Annotated in this window: 8 protein-coding genes, 1 pseudogene and 1 CRISPR repeat array; of the genes and pseudogenes, 2 read left to right on the top strand and 7 right to left on the bottom strand. The window is 67.2% G+C overall.

Features of this window, described 5'->3' with window-relative positions:
* Positions 1–137 precede the first annotated feature (137 nt).
* The 4 genes from ACJ512_RS08720 to ACJ512_RS08705 form a co-directional block, all read right to left on the bottom strand.
* The gene (locus tag ACJ512_RS08720; RefSeq protein ID WP_407685636.1) at positions 138–1025 is read right to left on the bottom strand and encodes a metal-dependent hydrolase; all 888 of its coding nucleotides are present in this window, start codon (positions 1023–1025) and stop codon (positions 138–140) included.
* 78 nt (positions 1026–1103) lie between these two features.
* Positions 1104–3188, bottom strand: coding sequence for an NAD-dependent DNA ligase LigA (ligA, locus tag ACJ512_RS08715; RefSeq protein WP_407685635.1), 2085 nt, complete (start codon positions 3186–3188; stop codon positions 1104–1106).
* 226 nt (positions 3189–3414) lie between these two features.
* A CRISPR array of direct repeats spans positions 3415–5341; the repeat unit is 37 nt; unit sequence GTTCCGATCCTCGGCGCCGAGCAAAGCCCGACGCCGC.
* Between the two features lie 419 nt (positions 5342–5760).
* Positions 5761–8847: an MMPL/RND family transporter gene (locus ACJ512_RS08710; protein WP_194074202.1), complete on the bottom strand. Its 3087-nt coding sequence runs from the start codon at positions 8845–8847 to the stop codon at positions 5761–5763.
* A 111-nt stretch (positions 8848–8958) separates the two neighbouring features.
* Entirely contained in the window at positions 8959–9393 is a 435-nt protein-coding gene (locus ACJ512_RS08705; RefSeq protein ID WP_041317922.1) for a DUF6188 family protein, read from the bottom strand.
* Between the two features lie 215 nt (positions 9394–9608).
* On the opposite strand from ACJ512_RS08705, the gene ACJ512_RS08700 reads away from it, so the two are divergent.
* Together ACJ512_RS08700 and ACJ512_RS08695 are read left to right on the top strand one after the other, a co-directional pair.
* On the top strand, positions 9609–10352 hold the full coding sequence (locus tag ACJ512_RS08700; RefSeq protein ID WP_067255664.1) for a TetR/AcrR family transcriptional regulator: 744 nt from the start codon (positions 9609–9611) through the stop codon (positions 10350–10352).
* Positions 10353–10429: 77 nt separating this feature from the next.
* Positions 10430–10609, top strand: a pseudogene (locus ACJ512_RS08695) (IS256 family transposase); the annotation flags it as partial.
* Here ACJ512_RS08695 and ACJ512_RS08690 read toward each other — a convergent pair.
* From ACJ512_RS08690 to ACJ512_RS08680, 3 genes are read right to left on the bottom strand one after another with little or no spacing between them, the layout of a single operon-like run.
* Positions 10598–11419, bottom strand: coding sequence for a TniQ family protein (locus tag ACJ512_RS08690; RefSeq protein WP_067255666.1), 822 nt, complete (start codon positions 11417–11419; stop codon positions 10598–10600). The pseudogene ACJ512_RS08695 and the gene ACJ512_RS08690 sit on opposite strands and share 12 nt — an antisense overlap.
* Positions 11420–11456: 37 nt before the next feature.
* Positions 11457–12482, bottom strand: a complete 1026-nt coding sequence (locus ACJ512_RS08685; protein ID WP_067255668.1) for a TniB family NTP-binding protein — start codon at positions 12480–12482, stop codon at positions 11457–11459.
* Positions 12470–14428 carry a Mu transposase C-terminal domain-containing protein gene (locus tag ACJ512_RS08680; RefSeq protein WP_067255893.1) on the bottom strand — a complete coding sequence of 653 codons (1959 nt, stop codon included), beginning with the start codon at positions 14426–14428 and terminating at the stop codon, positions 12470–12472. The genes ACJ512_RS08685 and ACJ512_RS08680 overlap by 13 nt, the downstream gene beginning before the upstream one ends.
* Positions 14429–14496 lie beyond the last annotated feature (68 nt).

Raw genomic sequence — 14496 nt, 5'->3', positions numbered from 1 at the left:
CTCGAAAGGATCGGGTGAGCGCCGTTCATCGGCATCGGTCAACGAGCTACGAGCGTCCCGTCCGCCCTACCGCGCGGGACGGTCATGTAGTCGCCCGTCATCCTACTGAGGTTCGGTGCCGCCGATTCGGCGCCGCGCTAGCCCTCGCCTCCCGCGGCGGCCCGGGCCGCCGGCGAGTGCTCCAGATACTCCATCGCCATCTGCGTGGACGCCTCGGTGCTCGGGTGGTGGCTGGGCCTCAGGTACCGCAGCGGCACGGTCACGGTGAGCTTCCACGGCCCCGGCACCCGGTATTGGCGCGCGGCGCGCAGCCAGTCGCGCCAGCGCGGCTTGGCATCGGTGGTGGGGTCGTTGGCCATCAGGTAGCGCACCCCGGCCAGCCACCAGAACACGAACTGCGGCATGGTCAGCAGCATCGACAACGCGCGCAGCGGGTAGCTGCCGCACACGTTCTGGTAGACGTCGTAGACCAGGGAGCGGTGCTCGATCTCCTCGGCCCCGTGCCAGCGCAGCAGGTCCAGCATCGTCGGGTCGGTGCCGGCATAGTCGAGGCCGCGGTTCTGGATGACCCACTGCCCGAGCACCGCGGTGAAGTGCTCGAGCGCGGCGACGTCGGCCAGCCGCCGGTACAGCCACCAGCGCTGCAACGCCTTGGGCCACTTCTCGTGCTGGTCGCCGAGGGCCGACAGCCACTTCTGCAGCTTGTCGGTGTAGGGCGCGGTGTCGATCCCCTGGTCGGCCAGGTGGTCGAGCACCATCTGGTGCGCCCAGGCGTGCCAGGCCTCCTGCTGAATGAACGGCTTGATCGCGGCCCGCAGTTCGGGGTCGTCGACCATTGGCTCGGCCTCGTTGACGACCTGGATGAACCAGCGCTCGCCGGCCGGCAACAGCAGGTGCAGCACGTTCATCACGTGCGTGGAGAACGGGTCGTCGGGCACCCAGTGCAGCGGGGTGTCCGCCCAGTCGAACCGAACCTTGCGGCGGTACGCCGGGTATCCGTCGTGCTGAACCTCGACAGCGGTCATCGGTGTCCCCCAATCCAACAGCCCACCAATTGGCGTGTGAGTACCCTCACACGCGGGCGCGCAACCGGCCGCGGGGAACTATTCGGGGGTTTCCCCGTCCGGGGGCCCCTGCTCGAGCAACCGGCGGAAGCCGTCCTCGTCGAGGATCGGGACCCCCAGCTCGACGGCCTTGTCGTATTTGGAACCGGGCGAGTCGCCGGCGACGACGAAATCGGTCTTCTTCGACACCGAACCGGCGGCCTTGCCGCCGCGCGCCACGATCGCCTCCTTGGCCTCGTCGCGGGAGAAGGCGGTCAGCGAGCCGGTGACCACGATCGTCAGGCCCTCGCAGGTGCGCGGCACGCTCGTGTCGCGCTCGTCGGCCATGCGCACGCCCGCGGCCCGCCACTTCTGCACGATCGTGCGGTGCCAGTCCACGGTGAACCACTCGGTGACCGCCGCGGCGATCGTGGGGCCCACGCCCTCGACCGCGGCCAGCTGCTCGGTGGACGCCGACTCGACCGCCTGCAGGTCGCCGAACTCGGTGGCCAGGGCGCGGGCGGCCGTGGGCCCCACGTGCCGGATCGACAGCGCCACCAGCACCCGCCACAGCGGCGCGGCCTTGGCCTCCCCGAGGTTGGCCAGCAGCCGCGCGCCGTTGGCCGACAGCGTTGCGGCCTTCGTCCGGAACAGCTCGGTGCGCAGCAGGTCGGCCTCGGTCAGGGTGAACAGGTCGCCCTCGTCGGCGATCACCCCGGCCTTCAGCAGCGCGGCGGCCGCCTCGTAGCCCAGTCCCTCGATGTCGAGGGCGCCGCGGCCGGCGACGTGGAACACCCGCTCCCGCAGCTGCGCCGGGCAGGACCGGGCATTGGGGCAGCGGATGTCGGCGTCGCCCTCCTTCTCGGGGGCCAGCTCGGTGCCGCACTCGGGGCAGTGGGTGGGCATGACGAACTCGCGTTCGGAGCCGTCGCGCAGGTCGACGACCGGGCCGAGCACCTCCGGGATCACGTCGCCGGCCTTGCGGATCACCACGGTGTCGCCGATCAGCACGCCCTTGCGCCTGACCTCGGCGGCGTTGTGCAGGGTCGCCAGCCCCACCGTCGACCCCGCGACCTTGACCGGTGTCATGAAGGCGAACGGCGTCACCCGCCCGGTCCGGCCGACGTTGACGCGGATGTCCAGAAGCTTGGTCTGCACCTCCTGCGGCGGGTACTTATAGGCGATCGCCCAGCGCGGCGCCCGGGACGTGGAGCCCAGCCTGCGCTGCAGCGCCACGTCGTCGAGCTTGACGACGACGCCGTCGATCTCGTGGTCGACGTCGTGGCGGTGCTCGCCCCAGTAGCGGATCCGCTCGTGCACGCCGGCGACGCCGTCCACCCGGGTGGTGTGGTCGGAGACGGGCAGGCCCCAGGCGCCCAGCGCCAGGTACGCGTCGTGCAGGGTCGCGGGCCGGAAGCCCTCGGTGTGCCCGACGCCGTGGCAGATCATCCGGAGCCTGCGGCGGGCGGTGACCGCGGGGTCCTTCTGCCGCAGCGAGCCCGCGGCGCTGTTGCGCGGGTTGGCGAACGGCGTCTTGCCCTCCTCGACGAGGCTGGCGTTGAGGGCCTCGAAGTCGGCGAGCCGGAAGAACACCTCACCGCGCACCTCGAGCACCTCGGGTACCGGGTGATTCGGGCCGGCCCTGAGCCGTTCGGGGACGTCGTCGATGGTGCGCGCGTTGAGCGTGACGTCCTCGCCGACCCGCCCGTCACCGCGGGTCGCCGCCCGCACCAGCCGGCCCTCGCGGTAGACCAGCGACAGCGCCACCCCGTCGATCTTGAGCTCGCACAGGAAGTCCACGTCGGTGCCGGCCTCGGCGTGGATGCGGGCGGCCCACGCGTCGAACTCGTCGGTGCTGAACACGTTGTCCAGGCTGAGCATGCGCTCCAGGTGCTCGGCGGAGGCGAAGTCGGTGGCGAAGCCGGCGCCGCCGACCAGCTGGGTGGGCGAATCGGGGGTGCGCAGCTCGGGATACCGCTCCTCGAGCGAAGTGAGCCGCAGCAGCAGCTGGTCGAACTCCGCGTCGGAGATGACTGGGGCGTCGCGCACGTAGTAGCGGAACTGGTGTTCGCGCACCTCGTCGGCCAGTTCGCGCCATTGCCGCCGGACCTCGGGCGGGGCGGGGCCGGCTTCTGCTGAACTCACCTTGGCAGGCTAACGGAGCGCACCGACGCGGCAGCGGCGCGCCGGTCGGCTCGCGGGGTGCGCGTCAGATCAGACGATGTAGGTAGATGCTACTGATCTTGATTGTGCGCCGGTTAGGCGACCGCGACGTCGGGCAAACCTTGGCGCCACGACCGACGTGATACACGATAGACGGTCTCAGGCTCCGATCCTCGGCGGACCCGCTCTTGCCGGCGCACAACTCCACGTTCCGATCCTCGGCGCCGAGCAAAGCCCGACGCCGCCCGTCAACGGCCTACCGTTCACGCTGCTGGCGATCACGTTCCGATCCTCGGCGCCGAGCAAAGCCCGACGCCGCCGACTGTGTGAAAGTCGCACCATTGCTCTGGGTTGACGTTCCGATCCTCGGCGCCGAGCAAAGCCCGACGCCGCCTACAGTCTTAGTCCCAGCTTCGATGCGGTCTGCGATGTTCCGATCCGCGGCGCCGAGCAAAGCCCGACGCCGCCAGGATCGGCCGACCATTTATCAGCGTCGATCCCCAGTTCCGATCCTCGGCGCCGAGCAAAGCCCGACGCCGCCCAACGTCTGCAGTTCCGAGGACAGGCTGGTGCCCAGGTTCCGATCCTCGGCGCCGAGCAAAGCCCGACGCCGCCGAGGCAGCGCGCCTACCGCGAGGCGAACAAGGAGTTCCGATCCTCGGCGCCGAGCAAAGCCCGACGCCGCGACAGCCTCGGATACGACCACCACGTCGTTTTCCTGTTCCGATCCTCGGCGCCGAGCAAAGCCCGACGCCGCCCCTCCAAATCTCGAATTGTCATTGTTTCCCCGATGTTCCGATCCTCGGCGCCGAGCAAAGCCCGACGCCGCGAACACTCGTGCCTCACCAAGCACGTGTGCATAACCGTTCCGATTCTCGGCGCCGAGCAAAGCCCGACGCCGCCAGGCCCCAAGCGCGGCAACGGCACCAAACGGGGTACACGTTCCGATCCTCGGCGCCGAGCAAAGCCCGACGCCGCGCCGGTCGTCAAGGACGCCAACGGCTACGCGGTGGCGTTCCGATCCTCGGCGCCGAGCAAAGCCCGACGCCGCCGACGCCGCGGCCATCGCCCACGACCGCGAGGTAAACGTTCCGATCCTCGGCGCCGAGCAAAGCCCGACGCCGCCTGACCGGGTTGGGTCCTCCGGTCGTGCTGATCAGGTTCCGATCCTCGGCGCCGAGCAAAGCCCGACGCCGCTCACCTGGTTGGCCAGCAGCGGTCCGAACTTGACGTTCCGATCCTCGGCGCCGAGCAAAGCCCGACGCCGCAGCCGGACTTCGTTGACGTCCCGATTCCGACTCTTGTTCCGATCCTCGGCGCCGAGCAAAGCCCGACGCCGCCCCTACGCGATACTCGTCGCTCCGGAGGAGGGTGAGTTCCGATCCTCGGCGCCGAGCAAAGCCCGACGCCGCAGCCCGCCGGGTAGGCGCCGCCGTAGCCACCACTGTTCCGATCCTCGGCGCCGAGCAAAGCCCGACGCCGCAAGGGAACACCGTGACCAACCAGCCCGCCTACAACGTTCCGATCCTCGGCGCCGAGCAAAGCCCGACGCCGCCTCGGACCGCGGCCGTCTTCGACGATCGCGTTCTGGTTCCGATCCTCGGCGCCGAGCAAAGCCCGACGCCGCCCCAATCTGACCCAGCCTACCTACGTGGTGACGGTGTTCCGATCCTCGGCGCCGAGCAAAGCCCGACGCCGCCTGCATCCCGGGGATGTGCTTGAGGATTCCCCCGACGTTCCGATCCTCGGCGCCGAGCAAAGCCCGACGCCGCCACTCAGGGATGCCACAATGGGCTCCTTCCTTTCGGGTTCCGATCCTCGGCGCCGAGCAAAGCCCGACGCCGCCGCGGAGCCATTCCCGCACGTCCATCGCGTGATACGTTCCGATCCTCGGCGCCGAGCAAAGCCCGACGCCGCCGCCACCGGAGGCCAGCCACGTCTCGATTCCCGTGGCGTTCCGATCCTCGGCGCCGAGCAAAGCCCGACGCCGCCACAGTGGTGCGAACTCCACGGCGTAGACGTCAGCGTTCCGATCCTCGGCGCCGAGCAAAGCCCGACGCCGCCCACCGCGCGCCGGAAACAGCCACCGCCGCGTCAGGTTCCGATCCTCGGCGCCGAGCAAAGCCCGACGCCGCCCGGCCAATTCCAGATCGGCCAGAAATGCTCCTGCTGTCCGTTGTCATTTGATCTGAGGCACCCATGGCCGCTTGACCTGCGGTGCCTCAGATCAAGTGACAACCGGCAACGGATGGTTTGCCATTTAATCTGGGGTAAGTCGACTTTCGTGGCAGCAAGGGAGCTTGGTGGGGTATCAGTTGTCTCTGGAGAGGGGTCGCCTGTGGGGCAGGTGCGGGAGGATTCGGACGCGCCTGTCCAGCGCGCGGCCGGGGTTTGTCAGCCATCAGCGGACACTGCTTGGTTCCGGCTGGGGCCTGAAGCGGCCGCCAGAAACCCCGGCCCGCGCTCGCGCCGTCGACACAGTCCACGTCAGCCTCGCTCACCGGTTCCCGAAACGCCCTGACCATGCATGGTCAATCCACCAGTGGATCTACGATCAGCAACTCAGTGCGGCCCGCCGGCCGCGATGGCGGTGCCGCACGTTGGGCCACCAGCTGGCTTCGCGCAGCAGTGTGGCGATGGCGGGGACGGTAAGGGTGCGCACCAGGAAGGTGTCGAGGAGTAGTCCGCAGCCGATGATGAGCCCGGCCTGGATCATGATGGCTATCGAGCCGGTGGTGAGGCCGAACATGCTGGCGGCGAAGATCAGGCCGGCTGAGGTGATGACGGAGCCGGTGTTGGCGACGGTGCGTAGTACGCCGACGCGGATATTGCGTCCGGATTCTTCGCGCAGCCGTGAGACGAGCAGCATGTTGTAGTCGGCGCCGACTGCTACCAGGATGATGAACGCCAACAGCGGTACCGGCCAGGCGATTTCGTATCCGAGGCCCCATTGGAATATCAGAACGCCGATGCCTAGTGAGGCCAAGTAGTTCAACACGACGGTGCCCAGCAGGTACAACGGGGCCACTATGGCGCGCAGCAACATCACCAGGATGAGCCCGACAATGAGCAGGGTGGCGATGGCCAGTTGGGCGAAGTCCGCCCGCAGCAATCGCTGGATGTCGGAGTTGACGGCGGGGAACCCGGCAACCGAGACGGTGGCGTCGGCCAGTGAGGTGTTGGGGCGCGCCGCGTTGGCAACGTCGACGATCTCGTGTGCCAGGCGGATTGCTGCGCCACTGTAGGGGTCGGGGGTCGATTCGATGGCAAAGCGTGCGGTTTTGCCGTCGGCTGACAGGAATTGTTTCGCTACATCGGCGAATCGGCGGTTCTCAAAGACATTGGCGGGCAGGTAGAAGCCGCTGGCGGAGTCCGAGGAGGCGCTGGCGCGAGCGGAGTTCTGCAGTTGGGTGGCGATCTGGTTCATCCCGGACAGCAGTTCGATGTTGCTGTCGACCAGCGTGTGCACGCCGGTCGCCAGTGCTTGGGCGCCCGCGGCGAGTTGGCTGATGCCGTCTTGGAGTCGACTGATGTTGCCGGCCAGGTCGGCGGGATCACCGAGGGCTCCGAAGGCCTTGTCCAAGGCGGTGACCGCGGTTTGGACATTGGCGAGGGTGCCGGCCACGGTGGCATTAGTGTCGGGGTTGTAGTGGTCGCCGAGGTCGGCGACCTCGGTGAAGAATCCGCTGTCGCGCAAGCTCACCAGAATCTGAACTTGATCGCGGATTTGGGCGCACTGCGGTGTGGTGGCGCACCACGGGGAGGTGTTGAGGGCGCCGACGAGGGGGTCGAGGATGGCGATGGCGTTTTGGGCTTGTTCGGCCAGGGGCCGCAGCCCGGGGCCGGATTGGATGGCTTGGTCGACGGCCGGGGCGGTGGCTGAAAGCTGTTGCAGCAAAGGCTGGAACCGCTGAACCTGAGTGCCGGCGGACTGAGCTTGAGCCAGTATCCCGGTCAGTGGTGTCAAAGCGCTGCGCAGGGTGGTGTCAAGCTGAGCGAGCCCGCCGGCGAGTTGGTCGGCGCCGTCGGTGAGCCTGGCGAGATCGTCCTTGCGTTCGTTGCCGTCGGCGACGGCGCCAGCCAACTTGTCGCCGATCTGGCCGTTCTGCCACGAGAGTTGGGCCTGCTCGAGGCGCTCTCCGGTGGGCCGGGTGACCCCGGAAACTTTTTTGACGCCGGGAATCTGGGAGATGCGGGAGGCCATTTCGTCGAGGTCGGCCAGCCCCTTACCGGTGCGCATGTCGGTGGGGCTTTCCACGACCAGGAATTCGGGGATGACGATATCTTTGCCGAAGTGGCGGTCCAGCAGCTGGTAGCCCTGGTTGCTGGCGGTGCTGGTGGGCTGGCCTTTGCGGTCGTCGTAGCTGATTTTCATCGTCGCCGCGACTCCTGCCAGAGCCAGCAGGATGACCAGGCTGGTGATCAGCAACCGGCCGGGGCGCCGGACCACCGCGACGGCGACGCTGTTCCAGTACCGGCGGGTGCGATCGGATTTTGGTTCGCCGATACCGCGTTTGGCGGCCAGCGCCAGCACCGGCGGCAGCAGCGTGACCGTGGCTGCGAATCCGACGAGCACCGCGACCGCGCACGCCGGGCCGAGCGCGGCGAACACACTCAGGCGGGCGAAGACCATCGCCAAAAACGCGAACGCGACGGTGGCCGCCGAGGCCAGGATCACCCGGCCGATGCTGGCTGTAGCGTGGATAACGGCCTGATCGGCGGGCACCTGCGCGCGGCGCTGCTCGTGATAGCGGCTGATCAAAAACACCGTGTAATCGGTGCCCGCGCCCAGCAGGATCGCGGTCATAAACGCCACGGTGAACTGCGACACAGGCATACCCATCTCGCCCAGTGCGGACAGCGCACCGCGCCCGACGGCCAGGCTCACCCCGATCACCAGCAGCGGCAGCAGCGCGGTGAACACCGACCGGTACACGATCAGCAGGATCAGCGCGATCAGACCTGCAGTCGCGATCGAAATCAGCAGCAGGTCGTGCTCGGCAGAAGCGATCATGTCACTGAACGTCGCCGGCGGCCCCGTCACATACGCCGTGGTCGACGTGCCGGCGAACACCCCAGCGGCGATGTCGCGCACCGCCTGCACGGAGGCGGCCGCGGTGGGATCACCCAGCGTGCCGGCCACGCCCACCGGCAGATACCAAGCCTGGTGGTCGTGGCTGACCGCGTGGGCCGCGGTGACCGGGTCGGCCAGCAGGTCTTCAACCAGCAAGACGTGATCGGTGTCGGCGCGCAGCCGCGCCACCAGCTGGTCGTAGTGCTGCCGCGCCGCGGGGGTCAACCCGGCGGGGTCTTCCATCGCGACGAACACCATCGTTTTGGAACCCTGTTCGCCGAACGCCGCGCTCATGCGGTCCACCGTTTGAAACGACGGCACATCGCGCGGGAGCAGGTTCACCGACTGCTGCCGCACCACCGTCTCCAACTGGGGAAACAACAGCGCCAGCACCACCGCAACGCCGACCCATGCCCCCATCACCAGCGCCTTGTGCCGCACCGTGAACCCAGCCAGCGCCGCCAACCGCGCGCTGTACTCGCTGGAATCGGCCGTAGGGGTCGAACGACCATTGCGCTTCAGCAGTGTCGCCGTGGTACCCGAGAAGTCCCGATCGCCGTCGGCCACCACACCTCCATCAAACGAAACTATCGATATCGCTACGCTACTCGCAGTACCACATCGGTCGATACATGCGCTATTCAGCGGCGCACGCGCGACGCAGCGCGGAATAGACCATTAACGACGTGCGGCGAGATCTACCTCGGCGTCGTCGGCCTCGGGGATGTCATAGCGGACCACCCGGACCCGCCCATGCGGCAGGCACGCCATGTAGCCGTGGTGCCTGCCGTACAACTCCCAGGCGGTGACCTGCGGGTGGGCGTCAACATCGATGCGGTGTCCGCTGGAAAATCCAAGGTGCAGCCCACCACCATCGCCGCACCATGCCTGCGTACACACCGCGCCGGCGAGATCCAGCAGTGGGCGCTCATGAGTCGCGACCCGGCCGGGATCGATGAACACTGCCTCGACCGGAAAGTCACCGACGGCGGGCAGCGTAAGCCGCAGCGGGCGGTAAATGACCACCTCATTGCAGTCATCGAAGTCCAACACCAGCCCATCACGCAGCGACACGCGTTGCACAACGCACGCTTGAATCCATTGGGGGTACATGGCGCCTCCGTCGGCACATCCTCGGGTGATGCACAAATAGTACTACTAGTAGCGCTCCGCTACTAGTAGTAGCGGTAACTGCGAGCCACGGAGGCCGAACGGACACTACGGCGCTCCCACTACGAACCGTTTCGCTGCGCTACCGTTAGTGCCATAACCGTCGGCCTAAGCGCGCAACGCCGGCCAAAAACGCAGAAGCAGCGAGGTGAGCCAGGGTGAGCAGCCGGCTGGAGTTCGGCCACGACGACGGCAACGACGATGACAACATCGACCCCCGCCGGATCCGATCCCGCAATCGCCTACTGGACGCAGCGGCCGCACTGCTCACCAGCGGCGGCATTGAGGCCGTCACCATCGATGCGGTCACCAAAGCCTCCAAGGTGGCTCGCACCACCCTCTACCGCCATTTCAACAACTCGTCGCAGTTGCTCGCAGCGACCTTCGAGCGGCTGCTACCTCAAGTCACCCCGCCCGCACCGGCCAGTGGAACGCTGCGCGAACGGCTCATCGAACTGCTCACCCGCCAGGCCGCCTTATTCGCCGACGCTCCGCTGCACGTCACCGCGCTGGCCTGGCTCGCCCTGGGCCCCACCGCAACCACCGATCACACCAGCGGTGAGCACGCCCCCAGGGCGCTACGCGCACGAGTCATTGACCAATACCGACAACCCTTCGACGCCATCCTGCAAAGCACCGAAGCCCGCGCCGAACTCGGCGACTTCGACGTCGAACTCGTACTGTGCCAACTCATCGGGCCATTCGCCTTCGCGCGAATGACCGGCCTGCGCACCATGGCTGCCCACGACTGCACACGCATCGTCGACGACTTCCTCGCCGCCCACCGTCACAACGACAGCGAACCCGCAACCACACAGGCCGGCGATATTTTCACCGCAGGTCAGGCAGCAAATAGTGCCTCAGGTCAAACGAGAACGGACACCCGCGCTGGCCGTGGCTGACGCGCGGGGACTGTCGCGGTAACGGTGTAAGTGGGCCTGACGGCCCCCGGTGTGTCGGGGGCGGAAAGGTCGCTAGAATGACCGAGACTGTCGTGGCTGTGGAGCCATCGCAGAACAGTGAAGAACAGGCCGCTACCGCGGCGATCGAAGCCCCCCAAAATCGTGAGGTCGACGAGCTGGAAGTCGCCCGCGAACTGGTGCGCCAGGCCCGAGATGCCGGGGTGGCACTCACCGGCCCGGACGGGTTACTCAACGCTGCGGGCTCGTTCCCTGCCTTGGGAACCGGGCCTGCTAATGCGTGTGGCACTGAGTTGCTGATCGTCGATCCAGTGTTCGATGGGCTGGTTCTGGTCACGGTGTTGGGGAAATTGGCGGCCAACGCTGGCGTAGACCGCATCGACGGCGTGGGCTCGGGCCGGTGTTGCTACCGCGGTGTTCCAAATCTGGCGACGAGCATCCGCCAAGATTCCGGCCAACGCGATCAAATCGGGGTACGTAGCGATGTAGGCGTCGATGTCGGCGTTCGCGGACGACAGTGTGAACCGGCTTGTCCAGCCCGACCACCGGCGGTGGATCCGAGTGGCGTCCCTAACCGCGAAGTCCAGCATGTCGTTGTGACGGTGATGCAGTCGCGCATGGCGCTGAGCGGCGGCGATCACGGCAGGCGCGCAGCGCAGATCGCGTTGATCGTCGAGGGTGTGGGTGCCCGGACCGATCCAGCGACGGTGCCGGTGGCAGACGGTGGCGTGGTCGGGGAACCAGCAGTAGACGGGCTCGTAGACACCGCGGCGTGCCATGCACAGCCGGCACGCGGGTCGGGCGTGGCGGCGTTGTCGGGTGGTGTCGCGGTCGCGGCCGACCAACCCTATTAGCCGGGTCTGCAGAGTGACCAATGGGTGGCTGCTGGCGTTTGCCAGCCAGTCCGGCCGGGGACAACAAATCGCTGGACCGTCGGCCAGGTAGCGGCGCAGCTGTCTGGGGTCTAGGTGGTTGGCGTGCGCGAGGCGATCAAGGTAGGACTGGACCGTCTCGGCGTGAAACGGTGTGACAGTTCGGGGCAATCGCATGGCAGGGCCCCGAGGCCATGTCGGTCGGGTAGCTATCTCAGCTGGCATGACGCTGTGCCGATGTTTGGGCCGCGTAGTCGATTAGCACCGTGTCCATCAGATCTTTGGTAACACTCTCGGTTTCATCGAGCATGCTACGGATAGCCGCCGAACGGATCAGGTGCGCCAGGCTTCCGATCATGCCGCCGGTGCGTTGGTGCAGGTACTTGGCCTCGGCGACAAGCGTTCCCGCGGTGTGACCGTGCAGGCGTAGGGTGCCTTCCATCGCGGCCACCAGCGACTTCCATTCACCGGCGAAAGGAAACGGGCTGGTGTTGATCACACCGCATCGGCCGGCGAGCTGTCGTCCGCGGGTGCCGGTGAAGACACCGGAGCGTTCGACGTCGATGCCGGCGTAGATGAAGGTGGCTGGCAGGTGTTCGGTGAAGTACTTCAGGTGATCGGAAAGTTCCTCGCCGGCGCGGGTATCGAGGTTGAGGTTGTGGATCTCGTCGACGATCACGATGTCGGTGCGGGTGTCGATGAGGACCTGACAGACGGCGTCGGCGATGTCAGTGACATTCACCCGCGGTTGCATCGGCGGAAGGCCCAGAAATCGTGCGAACTCCATCGCGAGTTTGCGTGGCGAGCCTTTCGGCGGTGCGGTCACATACACCACCGGGATCCGGGACTTGTCGGCGAATCGTGTCCGGATACGCAGTTCGTGAAACCGGCCGAGTTGTTTGACCGCGGTAGTCTTCCCGGTTGCGGCTGCCCCGGAAATGATCAGCCCGCGCCGGGCGCCGATCTCGCGTTGGTTGAGCAGGGTCAGCAGCCGACCCTCGTTGGTGATGCGCTGGATCGCCGATGTGGTGACCACGACCAGCTCACTGTGATGCGCTACCCGGGCTTCGTTGTAATTGGTCCGCTCGATCTCCGACAGGGCGCTCCACTGCGCATCGGGCAACAGAGTGAACTCGGGCGGATCCGCATCAACGAAACGGCGCCAACCCTCCAGCGTGGTAGTGGGTTGGCGCCGGTCCTCGAGTTGACTCACCGGGGCAAACGTGTTCACAACCGCCACGACTCAGCCTCCTTGCGTGCATCGAACACCGGAAGTGGAATGACCTGCGCGATCTCGGTGTCCTCGGCGTCCTCATCACCGCCTGGCGGCGGGTCCGCCTCGGCGAAGGGTTCGGCGGCGTCCGGGCGGGGCCACGCCGGCGCCGCGGTCGCTCGCGTTCGACCCGCCACCCGGCGATCCTTCGATTCCTGTGCGGAGGATGCGGGGCCTTGCGCGGCCCGGTCAAGCAGTTCATCGGCCGCGCGGGCGATCTCGGATTCGGTCGCCTGATCCTGCCCGCGTTGGGCCAGCACGGTGCGCGCGTGCTGCCATACCGATTCGCCGAACGGCGCCGGGCGGGTGCGCAAATGCGTCCAGGTCACGGCCAGCCAGCCCTCGTCGTGATGGTTGCGCACCCAGATCCGCGACACGTCGTAGGGGTCGTAGCGCACTTCCCACCGGCCCTTCTTGGATTCCACCCCCGAGTGCTGGCGGCGGTAGGGGTTGAGTGCCTTGGCGTCGTAGGTGCGGTTGTTGACCCGAATCCCGTAGGAATTGATGCGCCGCCAGCACGACGGCAGCAACTCGATGTAATCGTCGGCCGACAGCGGGACCGGAACATAGCCGGTGACTTCAACCAATGCGGCGTACTTCTCGTTCGGCGTCAGCGCCTTGCCCGGCGTGACGGGGTCACGCAGCCCGTCGTGGGGCCGGTTCTGCCACACCGCGACGATCCACTCGTCCAGCAGTGCCTGCAGCTCCACGATCGACCACACCGCATCCTGTTCGGCGTTCTTGCCGCGCCGCTCGACGCTGGAGCCGACATATCCGGCGACATGCTGGGCGAACAAGGTGGCCACCGACTGCAGCGTCCGCTCGATCTTGGGTTTGTCGGTCGGCGTATCCGGATGGGCGGGCTGCAGGTTGATCCCCAGCGTGCAACACGCTTGCCGAAACGTTTGCGACAGATATGCCTTCCCGTGGTCGCACACGACGGTCTCCGGGGCGATCACCGGCCGGGCGGCCGCATCAGCCAACCGCTGATCCACGCCGGTCAAACAGCGATGCGGCAGCACCGATCGCGACATTCGCAGCGCATCCGACCACCCCGGCCGCATCGACTCCGGCGTCAACGCCCGGGCCAGCAGCAGCGCCGCGTCGACCCCTTTGGTCGTGGGCCGCAACACCGCGGCCGGAATCGAGCGGGTCGCGTCGTCAACCATGCCGGTCAGCTCGACCCGGTCCACCGTGCCGTCATCGAGGACCACCCGCACATCCAGTGGAGTCGAATCAATCTCGACCATCTCACCGGGCCGTGCCACCGTCAGCACACCGAACGGGCCATCTGGCTGTTTGGCCAGCGAACGGCGGGTGCGTGCCGAGCCGAACGTGTGCCGGCCCGCCGACAACCTCTTCACCAGGCGATAGAAAGTGCGCTGCGAGGGCAGCGCCGGAGCGTCCTGCGCGCCGTATTGAGCCACCAACGATTTTGTCACTCGCCGCTGCAAGCGACTCACCGTCCCGGTCGACAGGTCGGTCTCCTCATCGATGGCTTGCCGCAGCGCGGCCACCAGCCGCTCGTCAACCCGGCCAAACACCGGCCGGCGGGGAATGTGACGACGATCGACAACGCCCAACAGGCCGTCTCGTTCGTAGGCATAGCGTTGCCGCTGCAACGTGTTCAAGCTGATCTCGTGGCCGGCCGACTGCAGCTCGGCGAGCTTCGCCAGCTCGCGCTGCCGCAGCGAACACGACGTCGGATCGAACTCGGGTCGCGGCCGCCTCCCTGCCTCGGCGTCAACCCGTCGACCCGTCAACACCTCGATCAAGTGCCGCTCCCACCAGCGGGCACGCTCAGCTGCAGCCTCCGGCACACCGGCCAAGGCTTCCTCAGAGCACAGCGCGGGCCGCGACCCCGACACCAACTCCAACGTCGGGTCACCCAGCAGCCGAGACAGGGGTACCACCGACTGCCCGCCGACCGCATCAGTCAGCCTGGCCGCGCCACCGGAAAGTGTGGCAATCGTGAACACTC

Origin of the sequence: Mycobacterium cajalii (assembly GCF_045809005.2) — a bacterium.
Taxonomy (GTDB): domain Bacteria; phylum Actinomycetota; class Actinomycetes; order Mycobacteriales; family Mycobacteriaceae; genus Mycobacterium.
Note: the sequence above shows the minus strand (reverse complement) of the source record. Positions and strands in the feature narration are given on the sequence as shown.

Excerpts from the sequence above, each read along its gene's own strand:
- ACJ512_RS08720 (WP_407685636.1), bottom strand. The coding sequence starts at position 1,025 with ATGACCGCTGTCGAGGTTCAGCACGACGGATACCCGGCGTACCGCCGC.
- ACJ512_RS08705 (WP_041317922.1), bottom strand. The coding sequence starts at position 9,393 with ATGTACCCCCAATGGATTCAAGCGTGCGTTGTGCAACGCGTGTCGCTG.
- ACJ512_RS08690 (WP_067255666.1), bottom strand. The coding sequence starts at position 11,419 with ATGCGATTGCCCCGAACTGTCACACCGTTTCACGCCGAGACGGTCCAG.